This window comes from Planktothrix sp. FACHB-1365 (assembly GCF_014697575.1).
In the GTDB taxonomy this organism is placed as follows: domain Bacteria; phylum Cyanobacteriota; class Cyanobacteriia; order Cyanobacteriales; family Microcoleaceae; genus Planktothrix.
In genome coordinates, this window is the sequence record NZ_JACJSC010000012.1 from 12,460 (window position 1) to 26,551 (window position 14,092).

Consider the following 14,092-nt stretch of genomic DNA (forward strand, 5'->3'; position numbering starts at 1 on the left):
ATCAAGAAAAAAACCTTGATTTTCAGTGAGATCAGGCTTCGACAGCCAACTGTAGAGGCAAGTTTTGCTTGCCTTCTGCACTGTTAAAATTCACTGTCGAATGATTACCAAAACCACCGATTTGTCCGAACCAATGGAAGAATCTCAATTACCATCCCGACCTAAGACGGACTCAACTCCATCCGAAACCGAATGGGAGACTAACCCCAGTAACGTTTCAACCCAACCCGTTTTGATGTCATCCCCGATGACAACAGAACCTGAAATTGATGAAACTACCCCTGAATCGGTTTCTGAGTCTAATTCCCCGGAGGTCGCTTGGCATCATCGCGCCTTGAAGCGGTTAAATTCAGAATGGGTGAAACTGCGACAGAAACTGACATCCCCCAATGCTGAAGGGAAACTGTGGTATCGTCGTCCGAGTGTCTGGATTGGGGTTGGCGTGATGAGTGTCGGCGGTGGTGCGTTGGCTTATGGAGCTTGGCAATGGTATCAAATTGATCAAAGCTTACCCCCTGTTTCGGTAAATACAATGGCATCCTTTAGTCGGGATGGCACCATTACCATTAAAGCCGCCAATAGTGATATTTTAATGCAAACCGGGCCAGCAACACGGGAAAAACTGCGACTCAAACAAATTCCCGAAAAACTGGTACAAGCTTTTATTTCTACGGAAGATGTTCGTTTTTATGACCATGATGGGGTGGACTATCAAGGAATTGTTCGCGCCATTGGATCTAATGTCTTAGCGGGGGGAGTGGTTGAAGGCGGAAGTACCATCACCCAACAGTTAGCCAGAATTGTATATTTGAATCAAGAACATAGCCTCACCCGTAAACTTAAAGAGGCAATGGTGTCTTGGAAAATTGAAGATCAAATGAGTAAGGAAGATATCCTAGAACGCTATCTCAATTTAGTGTATTTGGGTTCAGGTGCTTATGGGGTAGCAGACGCGGCTTATGTTTATTTTAGTAAATCTGTGAATGAATTAACGTTGTCGGAAATGGCAATGTTAGCGGGTTTACCTCCCGCACCGAGTCAATATTCTCCTTTAGAAAATCCAGAGGCGGCGACGAAACGACGCAATATTGTTCTCCAACGAATGCAGGATGCTAAGGTGATCACGGCCACTGAAGCGCAAGCCGCGATGCAAGAAGCACTGAATCTTAAACCTAGTCAACCTAAACGGTTATTAGTTAAAGCGCCTTATTTTTCGAGTTATGTTCTGAAAGAACTCCCCCAACATATATCAAAAGACGCGATGGCAGCAGGGGGATTAACGGTTGAAACCAGTTTAGATTTAAAATGGCAAGAAGCCGCAGAAAAAACTGTTAAAGATGCGGTAGAACTTGATGGTGCAGGAGCTAATTTTGGTCAAGCTGCGTTAGTTTCTATTGAACCCAAAACCGGAGAAGTTAAGGCAATGGTGGGGGGATATCAATATAAAGAAAGTGAATTTAATCGGGTTACTCAAGCGCAGCGACAACCGGGATCAACCTTTAAAGGATTAGTTTATGCCGCAGCGATTGGGGCGGGTTTTTCCCCTTATGATAGTTATTTGGATGAACCTTATAAAGTTGATGGTTATCGTCCTCGAAATTATGGTAATAAACATTATGGCTGGATGTCGATGTCTGATGCCTTGAGCCGTTCTATTAATGTAATTGCTGTTAAAGTATTAGTGGATGTGGGGTTTGAACCTGCCATGAAATTGGCAAAAGAGATGGGGATTAAATCTCCTTTAAAACCGACTTATGCGATGGCTTTAGGTGCTTATGAAGTCAATTTATTAGAATTAACCAATGCTTATGGAACTTTAGCTGATGAAGGCAATTATATTCCGGCTCATGGGATTCGGCGAGTTTTAGATCAACAGGGAAATATCATTTATCAAGCTAAATTTAAACCCAAACGAGTTTTAGATAAGAATAGTGCTGCGATTACAACTTGGATGTTAGAAGGAGTTGTGAATGGGGGAACTGGAGGTGCTGCGGCTTTACCTAACCGAGACGTTGCAGGTAAAACGGGAACCTCGGAAGAAGCGAGAGATTTATGGTTTATTGGCTATATTCCTCAAGCTGTAACCGGAATTTGGTTAGGAAATGATAATAATGATCCAACCTGGGGTGCTAGTAGTAGCGCGGCTTATAGTTGGGGGGAATTTATGGGAAAAGTTGTTGAGGGAATGCCTGTTGAAAAGTTCCCAGAACTGCCTGAATTAGAAGGACGAAAAGGCAGTATTCAAGCGAAACCTCATGAACCCAATAGCATAGAAACGGGAACTAAAGTTGCTATTGAAGACGGTGATCCAGTACAAGGTTCCAGTGGGGATGGAACTTATACTAACACGGCTGAAACTTACAATAGCGGTTATTCAGATACGGGTTCCTATAGTGATAGCAACGGTTATTCCTCTGATGGATATTATGATAACTCTTCTTCTGGGGGATATTCTGAGGGCTATTCTTCCGATGGTTATTCTTCCGATGGTTATTATGATGGAGGATATTCGGAAGGTTCCAACCATTACTAAACAGCTAAATTTGATGAAACGCGCTAAAATTTAGTTATGTTTGATTGCGATCGCCGGGTTTAAGGAGACTGTTCGATTATGGATGAACTCAAACCAATTTTACAAGAATTAACTCATGAACCCATTGCATTTTTAGGGGGGTTTTTCTCAGGTTTATTAAAATTAAACCTGAATGATGATCCCGTTAAAACTTGGCTAGAGAAACAAGGAGGAACCTCTGTATCTAGCCCCTCTGATTCTAAAAATAATAACGGAAATTCAGGCGGCCCTCAATCGATCACGATTGATTAATCAGTTATCAAGTATCCGCATCATCAAGTATCCGCATCATCAAGTATCCGCATCATCAGTTAGCAGTTATCAGGTATCAAGAGGTTAATAGCCAGAAACATCAGCGTGCGAAGCGCAGTCTTCGCCTGCACAAAAAAACCATCAACCTTGATCGCATCTTTTTGCTTTTTGGGGTAAAATAGAATAAATACTTAATCATTCACGGTAATCGGGTAGGGAAACTTCGGTGAAAGTCCGAGGCTGTGCGGCAACTGTAAGTTAGGTTATTTCTAACAAGCCAGAATGCCTACCGATCACTTGGCTCTATACCTGCCTCACACGGGGAAGGAGATTTAAACTTAACATGACTCATAACACAGAACTTTCCATTCAACCCTCAAACTCGACATTTCCAGCCTTACCTCTACAGCGTCCGTTATTACTCATCGGTCATGGAACCCGTGATACGGATGGACGAGAAACCTTTTTAGAATTTGCTCAAGCCTATCAACAATTAGATCACTCTCGCCCGGTGGTTCCTTGTTTTTTAGAATTAACAGGGCCTACCATTCAAGAAGGAATTGATCGCTGTATTGAACAAGGTTATACGGAATTATCCGCCTTACCTTTATTATTATTTGCAGCGCGACACAATAAATTTGATATTACTAATGAGTTAGATCGAGCCAAACAACGACATCCGCAATTAACCTTTCATTATGGCCGACATTTTGGCATTAGTCCCAATATTTTAGAATTATTGCGATCGCGTTTACATCAATTAGAACAGCCGGAATTAAACCCTTTAAACATTCCTAATTCCGAAACTGTATTATTATTTGTCGGACGAGGAGCCAGTGATCCTGATGCGAATGGAGATGTTTATAAACTGGCTCGAATTCTTTGGGAAGGAAGCGGATATTTAACCGTTGAGACCTGTTTTATTGGCATTACTCATCCCCGTTTAGAAGAAGGATTTCGTCGCGCTCGACTCTATCAACCCAAACGAATTATTGTCTTACCTTACTTCTTATTTACTGGGGTTTTAGTTAAAAAAATCTTTGATATAACAGCCCAACAACAGGAACAATATCCTGAAATTCAAATGACTTGTTTACCCGAAATGGGCATTCAACAGGAACTTTTACACCTCTTACGAGAACGGGAAATAGAAACCCAACTCGGAGAAGTTCAAATGAACTGTGAAATGTGCAAATTCCGGTTAGCTGCAATTTCAGGAAATCATCATCATCATGATCACAGTCATGATCATCATCACCACCATCATCATCATCATGATCATGACCATCCCCCAGTTGATCCCTATGCCAAATTAGAAGATTATCATCAACGTATTTGGAATACACCTTAATTGATTCTGTAGAAACCCAAACTTGGATTGAATTTGCTATCTTAGATGTAATTACATCAATACTGAAACAGATCAAGAACTTTCTTTATAGAAGTTATAATCAAGTCTTAGGGGGTGTTGTTATATGAAATCCTATTATAGATGCTAAAGATGATTCCCCCTGTAGAGACGTTGCATGCAACGTCTCTACAGGGGGGAATTTGTAGCAAACATTTAGGGATTTCAAATTAATATGATTAATAGCCCCTCTCCTGGGTTACTTAAACACTAACTACCCCTCTTTTCTCCCTGATCCCCCTACTTTCCCTGCCATCCTCTTCTATGGATTTACTGCGATCGCTTCCCATTGGACTATATTTAGAACAACCGATTACTTGGTTACATCGTTTAGATGCCAGGGTTAAGTTAGTGTGGTTGATGAGCTTTTTAGTCGCTCCGTTATTAGCTAACCCTTTATGGCGATTAGTATTAGTCGGGTTGTTAATTTTAATCACCTTATTGGCTCGAATTCCGTTACGAGTGTGGAAGCGACAAATGGGGTGGTTACTGATGTTTTGTGGGTTACTTTTTCTAGTCAGTTGTATTATGCCCGATGGTTTAGCCGTAGACCATCAACCTCGACTTCCTGAACAGGAATTAAGCTTTGATTTATTGGCAAATAAACCAGAGCAACAACAAAAGAATCAAGCTTCTAACTCAAGCCTAACTTTACCTCAACCAACGTCCTATCGGTATGTGTTATTTGCTCAAGGGCCGTTTGAAATCACCCGTTATTCTGTAGACTTAGGAATCAGAACCAGTACCTTATTATTTACCCTTGTTTATAGTACAAATTTGTATTTGCTAACCACTGCTTCTGAAGAAATTGCAATGGCTTTAGAAAGTTTAATGGAGCCGTTACGAGGGTTAAAGTTACCCGTTACAGAAATTGCTTTAACCCTAACCCTATCATTACGATTTTTTCCGCTAGTTTTAGAAGAAATTCAAAATTTAATCCGTTCCGTGCGAACTCGTGCTATTAATTGGAAAAAACTAGGGCTAAAACGAACAATTCAGGTTTGGTTAACCATTGCCGAACGACTTCTACAAAACTTATTATTACGCGCCGAACAAATTTCCAGCGCCATGCAAGTCCGAGGGTTTACCAGTCCCAACCAGCATCGGGTGGAATGGCATCAACTGCGCTTTAAATACCGGGATAGCATCGCCTTGTTCGGTTTAGCCTTATTCTGGGGTGTGCGTTTAATTTGGGGCGGAGAACTTTAAACCCTGAAGTGGATCAGTCAAACTAAATTGACCATAGGCTTGTATAATTGATAGCTTGGATTATTCAAATTCCTGTTAAGCTGTTCCTCAATTAACTTTATTGGTTGTTTTTTAGATTTAATGACCACTGAAACTTACATGAACCATCCCAACTTCGGGTTATTGTTTAAAATATGCCCGGTTGAGGATCATCAAGAATTGTTCACAACCCTTTACGCCCAACGTCTATTTTTCTTAGTGACGCAGGGGCCAACGGGATTAAAATTTGAACCCATTAGCCGTTCTGATGCGAAACTTCTCGTCGAAATTCGCTTAAGAATGCTGCGCCGAACTGGACAAGCCGAGGAATATAAAAAACTCCAAGATGTCCATCACAATACGTTTCAATAATTTCCGATCGGTGTCTGTTAATGATTGACGGTTAACCGTTGACAGACAACCGTAAATTGATAAAAAAACGATTATGATTGATTTGATCACAGAACAAATTATTAAAATTCGAGCTTCTATTCCTGAATCTGTACGATTAATTGCGGTCACAAAAACGGTTTCCGTTGAAGCCATGCGGATAGCCTATGAAGCCGGAATTCGAGATTTTGCTGAAAATCGAGTCCAGGAAGCGGCTGAAAAATATCCTCAATTACAAGATCTTCAGGATATTACTTGGCATTTAATTGGTCATTTACAAACCAATAAAGCTACAAAAGCATTACAACTGTTTCAATGGATTCAATCTATCGATAGTTTGAAGTTAGCTTTGCGTTTAGATCGGTTGGCGGGAGAGTTGGGGTATCAACCTCAAGTCTGCCTTCAGGTGAAGATTTTACCCGATCCCAATAAGTCTGGCTGGACTATCCCCCAACTCTTGACAGAATTACCCCAATTAAACCAATGCCAGCATCTTAAAATTAAAGGCTTAATGACCATTCCCTGTTTAGGGTTAAGTGAGTCAGAAACCCTGGGTGTTTTTGAGCGCACCCGTGAGTTAGCAGAAACAATTCAACACCAGAATTGGACTAATATTGAGATGCAACAATTGTCAATGGGAATGTCAGAAGACTATTCTCTAGCCATTCAAAAAGGTGCTACGATGATCCGACTAGGACGAATCATTTTTGGGCAGAGGAGGAATTAAACCAAAAACTTACTGTAAAATAGGCAAGTCTTACAAAAAATCAATATAGCCAAACCCTCAATTTACCCCTCATGGGAGTTGAGTTAAGATTCTAAAGTCGTACTGGAGACTAAACCGTGAACAGACTTTTTACTAGACTAAAAGATTTTGTAGGGTTCAATGACTCTGTAGAATACGATTACGAATACGATGAGATGGAAGGGGATCGCTATCCCGGTAACTATCCCCCCCCACAGGAACAACCTGTCCCTCAACCGATGGCGGCAGAAGAACCTCGTGCATCTCGTCGTTCACAACGATCTGTTGGATCTATGGGTAGTGGTGTAATGTCTGAAGTTGGAATGGGATCAACCATGAATAATGTTATTGGAATGCCCGGCGCTCTGAATGGTATTTCTGAAGTGGTGGTGATGGAACCCCGCACTTTTGAAGAAATGCCCGCAGCTATTCGCGCCCTCAAAGAACGCAAATCTGTGGTTTTAAATTTAACCTTAATGGACCCAGATCAAGCTCAAAGAGCCGTTGACTTTGTGGCTGGGGGTACCTTTGCTCTTGATGGTCATCAAGAACGCATTGGCGAAAGCATTTTCCTGTTTACCCCCAGTTGTGTTCAAGTCAGAACTCAAGGCGGTAACGTCGTCCACGAAGGCATTCCTCAAGCACGTAACCCCCGCATGGCGGCTCCATCGGCCCCCGTTTGGCAACCGGAACGCGCCCAGGCTATTCAGTAAACGGGCAGGGTGATAAGGGGACAAGGGGACAAGGGGACAAGGGGATAAGGGGACAAGGGGACAAGGGGACAAGGGGACAAGGGGATGAGGGGATAAGGGGACAAGGGGACAAGGGGATGAGGGGATAAGGGGACAAGGGGATGAGGGGATAAGGGGACAAGGGGGAGAGGGTTAACTTGTGTAAAAACGCGGCTGGTCAAGTTCAGACCGTAGGCTCTAAGTAAATCTAACCACTGATAACTGATAACTGATAACTGTTCCCTATTCCCTGTTCTGTAGCATTAATTTCAGGATTTAATATTACAAGTTTAATTTATGTTTAAATTAGGTGTAATTGGTGGCGGGGTGATGGGAGAAGCTCTCATCTCCCGCTTAATTTCTGCTCATATTTATCAACCTTCTGAAATTATTATTAGTGACCCTCAACAAGAGCGTCGCAATAGTTTGGCGCAACAGTATGGTGTTGTTGTAACCGCTAATAATCAAGAAATAACTCAGGCAACGGAAGCTCTTTTATTAGCGATTAAACCCCAAATTTTTGAAGCGATCGCCACGGAATTAGCGGGGGGTGTGACCTTAGGAGTGGATACGGTTGTTTTGTCTATTTTAGCAGGAGTTCCTCTTAATAAATTAGAAACGGCTTTTCCCAAACATCCGGTGATTAGAATTATGCCCAATACTCCAGCAACCGTCGGGGCGGGTGTGAGTGCGATCGCTTCTGGAAAATTGGTGCACCCCCCCCATTTAGATCTCACCAGACGCATTTTTCAGGCCGTTGGAGACGTGGTAGAGGTGTCAGAGGCTTTAATGGATGCCGTCACCGGATTATCGGGTTCTGGCCCCGCTTATGTGGCGATTTTAATTGAAGCTTTAGCCGATGGAGGTGTCGCGGCTGGACTTCCTCGCCCTATTGCCTCTAAATTAGCGTTATCAACGGTATTGGGAACGGCCCAACTCCTCTCACAATCTAACTTACATCCAGCCGAACTCAAAGATCGTGTTACCAGTCCAGGGGGAACTACCATCGCCGGGGTTTCCCAACTGGAAAAAGCGGGATTTCGTTCAGCTTTAATAGAAGCGGTCAAAGCTGCAACTCAACGGTCAAAAGAGTTAGGACGTTAATTGACGGTTGAGGTACTCTTGTCAGTGCTTCCCCATCCCCAGTTCCCTACTCCCCACTGATAACTGATCACTGTCAGGGAAGTACGACATAAGAGTACGGTTTTTTCCATTTTAGGTTTTGAAGAAATCATCCATTATTAGAGATGTAAAGCAAAGCAATTCCTAAACAAAAACCTAAACAATCTCAAAGGAGAACACTAATGATGCTGTTAACTCGTTTTTCTTTTCCCGGTTTTGCAGAAATTGAAAACATTCAACGTCAAGTTGATCAAGTTTTAGATGAATTAACCCAAACTCAAGTTGCTACAGACTGGACTCCGGCGGTACAACTGGAAGAAACCCCAGAACAATATATTATCCGGGCTATTATCCCCAATTTAGATAAAAATGAATTAGATATTGAAGTCGCAAAAAGTGGGGTTGCGATTTCGGGTAAAACTCTTGAAACCGAAGTTTCTGAAGGTCACAAAATCACTCATTCTGAATTTCCTGTCGGCCAATTTCATCGAGTAGTTCCCCTTAATGAAGCCATTGTGCAAACAGAAGTTCAAGCTGAATACGCTGACGGAATTCTAACCGTTACGTTACCGAAAGCACCGGAAGTGATTCATCGCGTTGTTAAGGTGAATTTAAACTCTGAATCTCAATCATAATCGCAACGGTGGGCATTGCCCACCTTTTTTTGATCTTAGAGATTTTCGCTATAAAATCTATTGGATGGCTGGGGAGGATCACTCCTATCAGAAGTCTAGCTTTGATTTGTGGCTGGGCTTGTCTAACAATTGCAGCTTTAAAAACCTAAACAATAGCCACAATTTAGTTAACTAATTATGATACTTTAATATAAAGGCTGACAACTTGCGAGATACATTCAGATTTTTAACAAACAAATGGGAAGTGACACAATTGTTCTTTTATCCCGCCGAGAAATTGAAAAAATGCGTCAAGCAGGACGTCTGGCGGCACAACTGTTAAATCATCTTGAACCGATGATTAAACCGGGGGTCAGTACCCTGGAACTTAACGATGAAGCGGAACGCTGGACACAGGAACAGGGTGCTCGCAGTGCTCCCCTAGGGTATCACGGATTCCCAAAATCAATCTGTACCAGTGTTAATGAAGTCATCTGTCATGGTATCCCAAACGCGAAACAGATTCTTCAAGATGGAGATATCATCAATGTGGATGTCACCCCGATTCTGGATGGTTATTATGGTGATGTCTCTCGCACCTTTTTTGTTGGAACACCCTCTCCCGTGGCTCAAAAATTAGTCGAAGTCACGGAAGAATGTTTAAGACGGGGTATTGAAGCGGTTAAACCCAATGGACGCATTGGCGATATTGGGGCGGCGATTCAAGACTATGCGGAAGCCCACGGGTTTTCGGTGGTGCGAGATTTTGTCGGTCATGGGGTGAATACAGTCTTTCATACGGCGCCTCAAATTCCCCATTATGGAGAACGGGGAAAGGGAAAACGTCTGCGTCCAGGGATGGTTTTTACTATTGAACCGATGATTAATGAAGGAACCTGGGAAGCTAAAGTTTTAGATGATGGTTGGACAGCCATTACCCGTGATCACAAACTCTCGGCCCAATTTGAACATACCGTTGCGGTGACAGAAACAGGTGTAGATATTCTAACCTTAGCAGAATAAATAAGTAGAGACGTTGCATGCAACGTCTCTACGGGGGCTTTTGGGAATCATCTATAGCCCCAATTTGATTTAAGCCATTACCATTCCGCCATCAACATTAAACACTTGACCCGTAATATAAGCTGCTGCTGGGTCTGCGGCTAAAAAGCGAATCATTCCCGCCACTTCTTGCGGTTCACCATAACGACCCAAGGGAATAAATTTGAGAATTTCTTCCGTATTTTTCAACTCTTTGGTCATATCTGTAGCAATAAATCCGGGCGCAACCGCATTCACCGTTACCCCCCGACTAGCTAATTCTTTGGCTACTGTTTTTGTAAACCCAATCACCCCCGCTTTGGCTGCACTATAATTGGCTTGGCCGGGGTTGCCCATTTGTCCCGCAACAGAAGTAATATTAATAATTCGTCCCGACTTTTGTTTGAGCATAATTTTACTAGCAAGGCGAGTGCACAGAAATACCCCAGTTAAGTTCAAATCAATCACCGCTTGCCAGTCTTCGGGCTTCATTCTTAACAGTAAAGTATCACGGGTAATCCCGGCATTGTTCACTAAAATATCAACTCTTCCCCAGGTTTCGGTGACTTTGTTAAATAAGGTATCCACTTGATCTACTTTGGACACATCTGCTTGGAGTGTGATCGCTTCTCCCCCCGCTTCTGTAATTTCAGCAACCCCTTCATCTGCGGCGGTCGAAGAACTCGCATAATTAATCACCACTTTAGCGCCTTCTGTAGCTAATGCCAAGGCTGTCGCGCGACCAATACCCCGTGATCCCCCCGTGATGATCGCCACTTGTCCTTTTAAGTGTTGTAGATTTTCGGGTAAAAGTTCCATTCAATTGTTTCTCCAACTGTTATTGCATACTTCTGCTTGATGATATATTATATTAATTGTTATATATCCTCCATAAATGTCTAACGTGTTACTATTCGTCATACCGTTAAAAAGCTCCAAAGTTTCCAAATCTTGGGAACTTGTCTCTAAGCTAGTTGAAAGGACATTAAAATCGATATGCAATCAAACTTCACCTGATTTTAGAGTTATCGTTGTTTGCCATGAAAAACCCCAGATAGAATTTAATCATCCTAACATAAGTTATATTGAAGTTGATTTTCCGATCCCAGAACAAGACCTTAAATCTAAAAGGTTAGATAAGGGTCGAAAAATCTTGTGGGGATTGATTGAGGGACGACAATTCAACCCGTCGCATACTATGATTGTAGATGCTGACGATTGCGTTAGCAAACACCTAGCAGGATTTGTTAATCAAAACCCTCAAAATAATGGATGGTTTGTAAATAAAGGGTATGTGTATCAGCCAGGAAGTAAGTTTATATATTTGCGGAGAAAGGCATTTAATAAATTGTGTGGAACTTGTAACATTATCAAATATGAACTGCATAATTTACCTGATGATATAAGCCAGGATTATCCAGAAATTAATTTGTTTTATGCGAGTCATCAAGATGTAGAAAATGAAATAGCGCAAAGTGGAAATCCTATCAAAGCATTACCATTTATAGGGGCGGTATATATAGTAGGTAACCAAGAAAATATTTATTTACGAGATAGTAGCTTATTTTTAGAAAACAATCAGGATAAAGGAATTCTATGGAAGCTTAAGTATTTACTAAATTTTCAGTTATTGACCACATCAACTCGCGAAGAATTTGGGTTATACGATATTGTTAATTAACTGGATCTCCTCTACTTATGGTGATAATTAAGGCTTATATAATCTGAACTTTTATGAGAATTAATGACTTCTAATAACGAACTAAACGAATGGTGTAACTCCTTCTTGTGGATAGATCTCGGATTAACAACGTAGCTTACGCTACATTTTACCTTATTTATTGAGGATAGCCAATTTCACTCGCAACGATAACAAAGTTAACTTTTCGTTACATACTTGTCGATTTTCTCGCCCACTTACTTATGGGAAGAATCGTTATAATGAAGGTGCAAAACTGTCTGGTGATGAGCTATGGCTGTGAAACAAACCTTTAATAGCTTTCAAGAATTACTCGACCATTCCCATGTTCCGGTGTTAGTGGATTTTTACGCAACGTGGTGTGGCCCTTGCCAAATGATGACTCCTATTTTAGAAGAAGTCAATCAAGAAATGAGTCAACAAATCCAAATTGTTAAAATTGATAGTGATAAATACCCGGAACTTGCGTCTCAATATCATATTATGGCATTGCCTACCTTAATGTTATTTAAAAATGGTCAACCCGTTGGTCGCCATGAAGGGGTTTTACGCTCACCAGAACTGGTTCAATGGGTGTATGGTTTACTGTAATTGATGTATACGCCCAGTCACGCTATTTTAAATTTAGCAATTTTGGGAAAAAAAACTGATCCCGAAGCAAATTTATGGATTATTTTGGGGGGAATATTACCGGATATTCCCATTTTTTTATTCTATGGATGGGCAAAATTCATCACTAAAATGCCCGAATATAAAATCTGGTCAGAGGGGTATTATTCCCCAACAATGCAAACAATTGTTGCAATTTCTCATTCGATTCCTATCGCTGTGATTGGGTTAGCGATCGCTACATTTTATCAATGGCAAATCTTACAAATCTTCTGTTTAAGTTTAATCTTACATTCCGTATTTGATTTACCTGTCCATCACGACGATGCTCACCGCCATTTTTTTCCCTTTAGCGATTATCGATTGATTAGTCCGTTTTCCTATTGGGATAGAAAACATTATGCTGATCAGGTTAATTTAGTCGAGATTCTATTGGTAATTCTCGCTACAATTCGGATGTTTTCTAGGATGTAATTTTCCTCTGTAATCGGAAATTCTTGACTTACAAAGGTTCAATTTCAATATAAACTCCTGTTTCTTTGGAATCAGGATCAAATTCAACGCTTAATTGCGGTAAACAACTTAAACGGTCATCAATTAAAACCCCAGCACCATTTAAGGTTAACGCATCTAAACACGCACCTGCTAAATTATCAATATCCGAATTTGTCCGATGATTTCCTAATAATCGAATCACAATGGCGGCTTTGCGTAAAGGAAATTTATGGGTAATATTTTGTTCTGAAATTTGCCGATAAATTTCTACTTCTGCACGATTTCGCCAAGCGCGATAACGGGGAGGTAAATAAGTTCCATTGCTGGTTACTCTAGGACGTGCTTTGGGAACAACAACCCCAGGAATCATTAATTTAATTACTTCTGCGGTTTTTTTAGCAGGTTTTGGAGGTTCAATGGGTTCAGGTTCAGGAGGGTTAATCGGAGTAAATTCAACATCAATAATCGATTCTTTCGGATTAATCGTAATTCGAGTGACAGGAGATTCTAAGACTTCTGGTTTTTCTGGAATTGGAGAATTTTTCAGGGTAGGAGATTCGCCTGTTAAAATCATCTCAAACCCGGGTAGAGACGAGCCATGGCGCGTCTCTACCGGGGGTTGGGGAATAAGGTTTTGAGGTGCAATTTGAGGCGATTTAGACGAAATAATTTTAACCTCATCCGTTGAATTTTGAGGTTGATCATCTGGTAAAATAGGCTTAACCGGAAAAACAAGAGTTTTTGAGGGGTTAGGATTAGAATCAATAGTTGAGGAAAAAACACTAGGATTCACCCCAGGCATTTTTTTAGCAATTTGCATATATATGGCGGCGGTTTGGGGGGAAAACTTAAAATGTTCGTTAAACCAAACTTGCCAATGTTCAGGGGATAATTGAGCTTGAACGTGCAGCAACCATTCTCCAGCATTGCGCGCATGAATCAAGGAGGTTTGTGGAGTGTCTAAACATTTTTGGTGTTCCTGATTAATGCGTTCTGCAAAATCATCTAAGGTGGGGAGAACTTGAGAATCACTGAGAATTTGCAAATAGGTTGACAACATTAAATAAAAGTTTTGAATTTCAACAGGAAGTCGGTGATAATTTGCCCCCATCCAAGAGAAAAAGGGGAGAGTTAAAGCATTGGCATGGGGGTTAGAAGGTTGATTCACCGACGGTATATTTAGTATT

General features: G+C 41.3%; 15 protein-coding genes and 1 riboswitch. Of the genes, 13 read left to right on the forward strand and 2 right to left on the reverse strand.

Annotation, left to right across the window (positions count from 1 at the left end):
* The first annotated feature begins 100 nt into the window (after nucleotides 1-100).
* The 10 genes from H6G57_RS14815 to map all read left to right on the forward strand — a co-directional run bounded on the left by H6G57_RS14815 (nucleotide 101) and on the right by map (nucleotide 10,084).
* Nucleotides 101-2,533, forward strand: coding sequence for a transglycosylase domain-containing protein (locus H6G57_RS14815; protein ID WP_375539523.1), 2,433 nt, complete (start codon nucleotides 101-103; stop codon nucleotides 2,531-2,533).
* Nucleotides 2,534-2,611: 78 nt separating this feature from the next.
* Nucleotides 2,612-2,824 (forward strand): hypothetical protein, encoded by a 213-nt coding sequence (locus H6G57_RS14820; RefSeq protein ID WP_190519779.1) that lies wholly within the window; start codon nucleotides 2,612-2,614, stop codon nucleotides 2,822-2,824.
* Nucleotides 2,825-3,009: 185 nt separating this feature from the next.
* Nucleotides 3,010-3,133, forward strand: a riboswitch (cobalamin riboswitch).
* A gap of 34 nt (nucleotides 3,134-3,167) precedes the next feature.
* On the forward strand, nucleotides 3,168-4,175 hold the full coding sequence (locus H6G57_RS14825; RefSeq protein WP_190519781.1) for a sirohydrochlorin chelatase: 1,008 nt from the start codon (nucleotides 3,168-3,170) through the stop codon (nucleotides 4,173-4,175).
* A gap of 321 nt (nucleotides 4,176-4,496) precedes the next feature.
* Nucleotides 4,497-5,441, forward strand: a complete 945-nt coding sequence (locus H6G57_RS14830; protein ID WP_190519783.1) for an energy-coupling factor transporter transmembrane protein EcfT — start codon at nucleotides 4,497-4,499, stop codon at nucleotides 5,439-5,441.
* 120 nt (nucleotides 5,442-5,561) lie between these two features.
* Nucleotides 5,562-5,831, forward strand: coding sequence for a transcriptional coactivator PipX (gene pipX / locus H6G57_RS14835; RefSeq protein WP_072722072.1), 270 nt, complete (start codon nucleotides 5,562-5,564; stop codon nucleotides 5,829-5,831).
* A gap of 73 nt (nucleotides 5,832-5,904) precedes the next feature.
* Nucleotides 5,905-6,576: a YggS family pyridoxal phosphate-dependent enzyme gene (locus tag H6G57_RS14840; protein ID WP_190519785.1), complete on the forward strand. Its 672-nt coding sequence runs from the start codon at nucleotides 5,905-5,907 to the stop codon at nucleotides 6,574-6,576.
* A 116-nt stretch (nucleotides 6,577-6,692) separates the two neighbouring features.
* Nucleotides 6,693-7,307 carry a cell division protein SepF gene (locus tag H6G57_RS14845; RefSeq protein ID WP_190519787.1) on the forward strand — a complete coding sequence of 205 codons (615 nt, stop codon included), beginning with the start codon at nucleotides 6,693-6,695 and terminating at the stop codon, nucleotides 7,305-7,307.
* 315 nt (nucleotides 7,308-7,622) lie between these two features.
* The gene (gene proC, locus H6G57_RS14850) at nucleotides 7,623-8,429 is read left to right on the forward strand and encodes a pyrroline-5-carboxylate reductase (RefSeq protein WP_190519789.1); all 807 of its coding nucleotides are present in this window, start codon (nucleotides 7,623-7,625) and stop codon (nucleotides 8,427-8,429) included.
* Between the two features lie 200 nt (nucleotides 8,430-8,629).
* Nucleotides 8,630-9,082 (forward strand): Hsp20/alpha crystallin family protein, encoded by a 453-nt coding sequence (locus H6G57_RS14855; RefSeq protein ID WP_190519791.1) that lies wholly within the window; start codon nucleotides 8,630-8,632, stop codon nucleotides 9,080-9,082.
* 237 nt (nucleotides 9,083-9,319) lie between these two features.
* Nucleotides 9,320-10,084, forward strand: coding sequence for a type I methionyl aminopeptidase (map, locus tag H6G57_RS14860; protein ID WP_190519793.1), 765 nt, complete (start codon nucleotides 9,320-9,322; stop codon nucleotides 10,082-10,084).
* Between the two features lie 69 nt (nucleotides 10,085-10,153).
* Here map and fabG read toward each other — a convergent pair whose 3' ends face one another.
* Nucleotides 10,154-10,921, reverse strand: a complete 768-nt coding sequence (fabG, locus tag H6G57_RS14865; protein WP_190519795.1) for a 3-oxoacyl-[acyl-carrier-protein] reductase — start codon at nucleotides 10,919-10,921, stop codon at nucleotides 10,154-10,156.
* A 76-nt stretch (nucleotides 10,922-10,997) separates the two neighbouring features.
* Between fabG and H6G57_RS14870 the strand changes: the two genes are divergently transcribed.
* From H6G57_RS14870 to H6G57_RS14880, 3 genes are all read left to right on the forward strand, one after another.
* Nucleotides 10,998-11,783, forward strand: a complete 786-nt coding sequence (locus tag H6G57_RS14870) for a glycosyltransferase family A protein (protein WP_199314308.1) — start codon at nucleotides 10,998-11,000, stop codon at nucleotides 11,781-11,783.
* Between the two features lie 291 nt (nucleotides 11,784-12,074).
* On the forward strand, nucleotides 12,075-12,392 hold the full coding sequence (gene trxA, locus H6G57_RS14875) for a thioredoxin (protein ID WP_190519797.1): 318 nt from the start codon (nucleotides 12,075-12,077) through the stop codon (nucleotides 12,390-12,392).
* Between the two features lie 3 nt (nucleotides 12,393-12,395).
* The gene (locus H6G57_RS14880) at nucleotides 12,396-12,884 is read left to right on the forward strand and encodes a hypothetical protein (protein ID WP_190519799.1); all 489 of its coding nucleotides are present in this window, start codon (nucleotides 12,396-12,398) and stop codon (nucleotides 12,882-12,884) included.
* Between the two features lie 28 nt (nucleotides 12,885-12,912).
* Here H6G57_RS14880 and H6G57_RS14885 read toward each other — a convergent pair whose 3' ends face one another.
* Complete coding sequence (locus tag H6G57_RS14885) at nucleotides 12,913-14,073, reverse strand: RusA family crossover junction endodeoxyribonuclease (RefSeq protein ID WP_309235913.1); 1,161 nt, start codon at nucleotides 14,071-14,073, stop codon at nucleotides 12,913-12,915.
* Between the last annotated feature and the right edge of the window lie 19 nt (nucleotides 14,074-14,092).

Excerpts from the sequence above, each read along its gene's own strand:
- map (WP_190519793.1), top strand. The coding sequence starts at position 9,320 with ATGGGAAGTGACACAATTGTTCTTTTATCCCGCCGAGAAATTGAAAAA.
- H6G57_RS14820 (WP_190519779.1), top strand. The coding sequence starts at position 2,612 with ATGGATGAACTCAAACCAATTTTACAAGAATTAACTCATGAACCCATT.
- proC (WP_190519789.1), top strand. The coding sequence starts at position 7,623 with ATGTTTAAATTAGGTGTAATTGGTGGCGGGGTGATGGGAGAAGCTCTC.
- H6G57_RS14825 (WP_190519781.1), top strand. The coding sequence starts at position 3,168 with ATGACTCATAACACAGAACTTTCCATTCAACCCTCAAACTCGACATTT.
- H6G57_RS14830 (WP_190519783.1), top strand. The coding sequence starts at position 4,497 with ATGGATTTACTGCGATCGCTTCCCATTGGACTATATTTAGAACAACCG.
- pipX (WP_072722072.1), top strand. The coding sequence starts at position 5,562 with ATGACCACTGAAACTTACATGAACCATCCCAACTTCGGGTTATTGTTT.
- trxA (WP_190519797.1), top strand. The coding sequence starts at position 12,075 with ATGGCTGTGAAACAAACCTTTAATAGCTTTCAAGAATTACTCGACCAT.
- H6G57_RS14815 (WP_375539523.1), top strand. The coding sequence starts at position 101 with ATGATTACCAAAACCACCGATTTGTCCGAACCAATGGAAGAATCTCAA.
- H6G57_RS14870 (WP_199314308.1), top strand. The coding sequence starts at position 10,998 with ATGTCTAACGTGTTACTATTCGTCATACCGTTAAAAAGCTCCAAAGTT.
- H6G57_RS14880 (WP_190519799.1), top strand. The coding sequence starts at position 12,396 with ATGTATACGCCCAGTCACGCTATTTTAAATTTAGCAATTTTGGGAAAA.
- fabG (WP_190519795.1), bottom strand. The coding sequence starts at position 10,921 with ATGGAACTTTTACCCGAAAATCTACAACACTTAAAAGGACAAGTGGCG.
- H6G57_RS14840 (WP_190519785.1), top strand. The coding sequence starts at position 5,905 with ATGATTGATTTGATCACAGAACAAATTATTAAAATTCGAGCTTCTATT.
- H6G57_RS14855 (WP_190519791.1), top strand. The coding sequence starts at position 8,630 with ATGATGCTGTTAACTCGTTTTTCTTTTCCCGGTTTTGCAGAAATTGAA.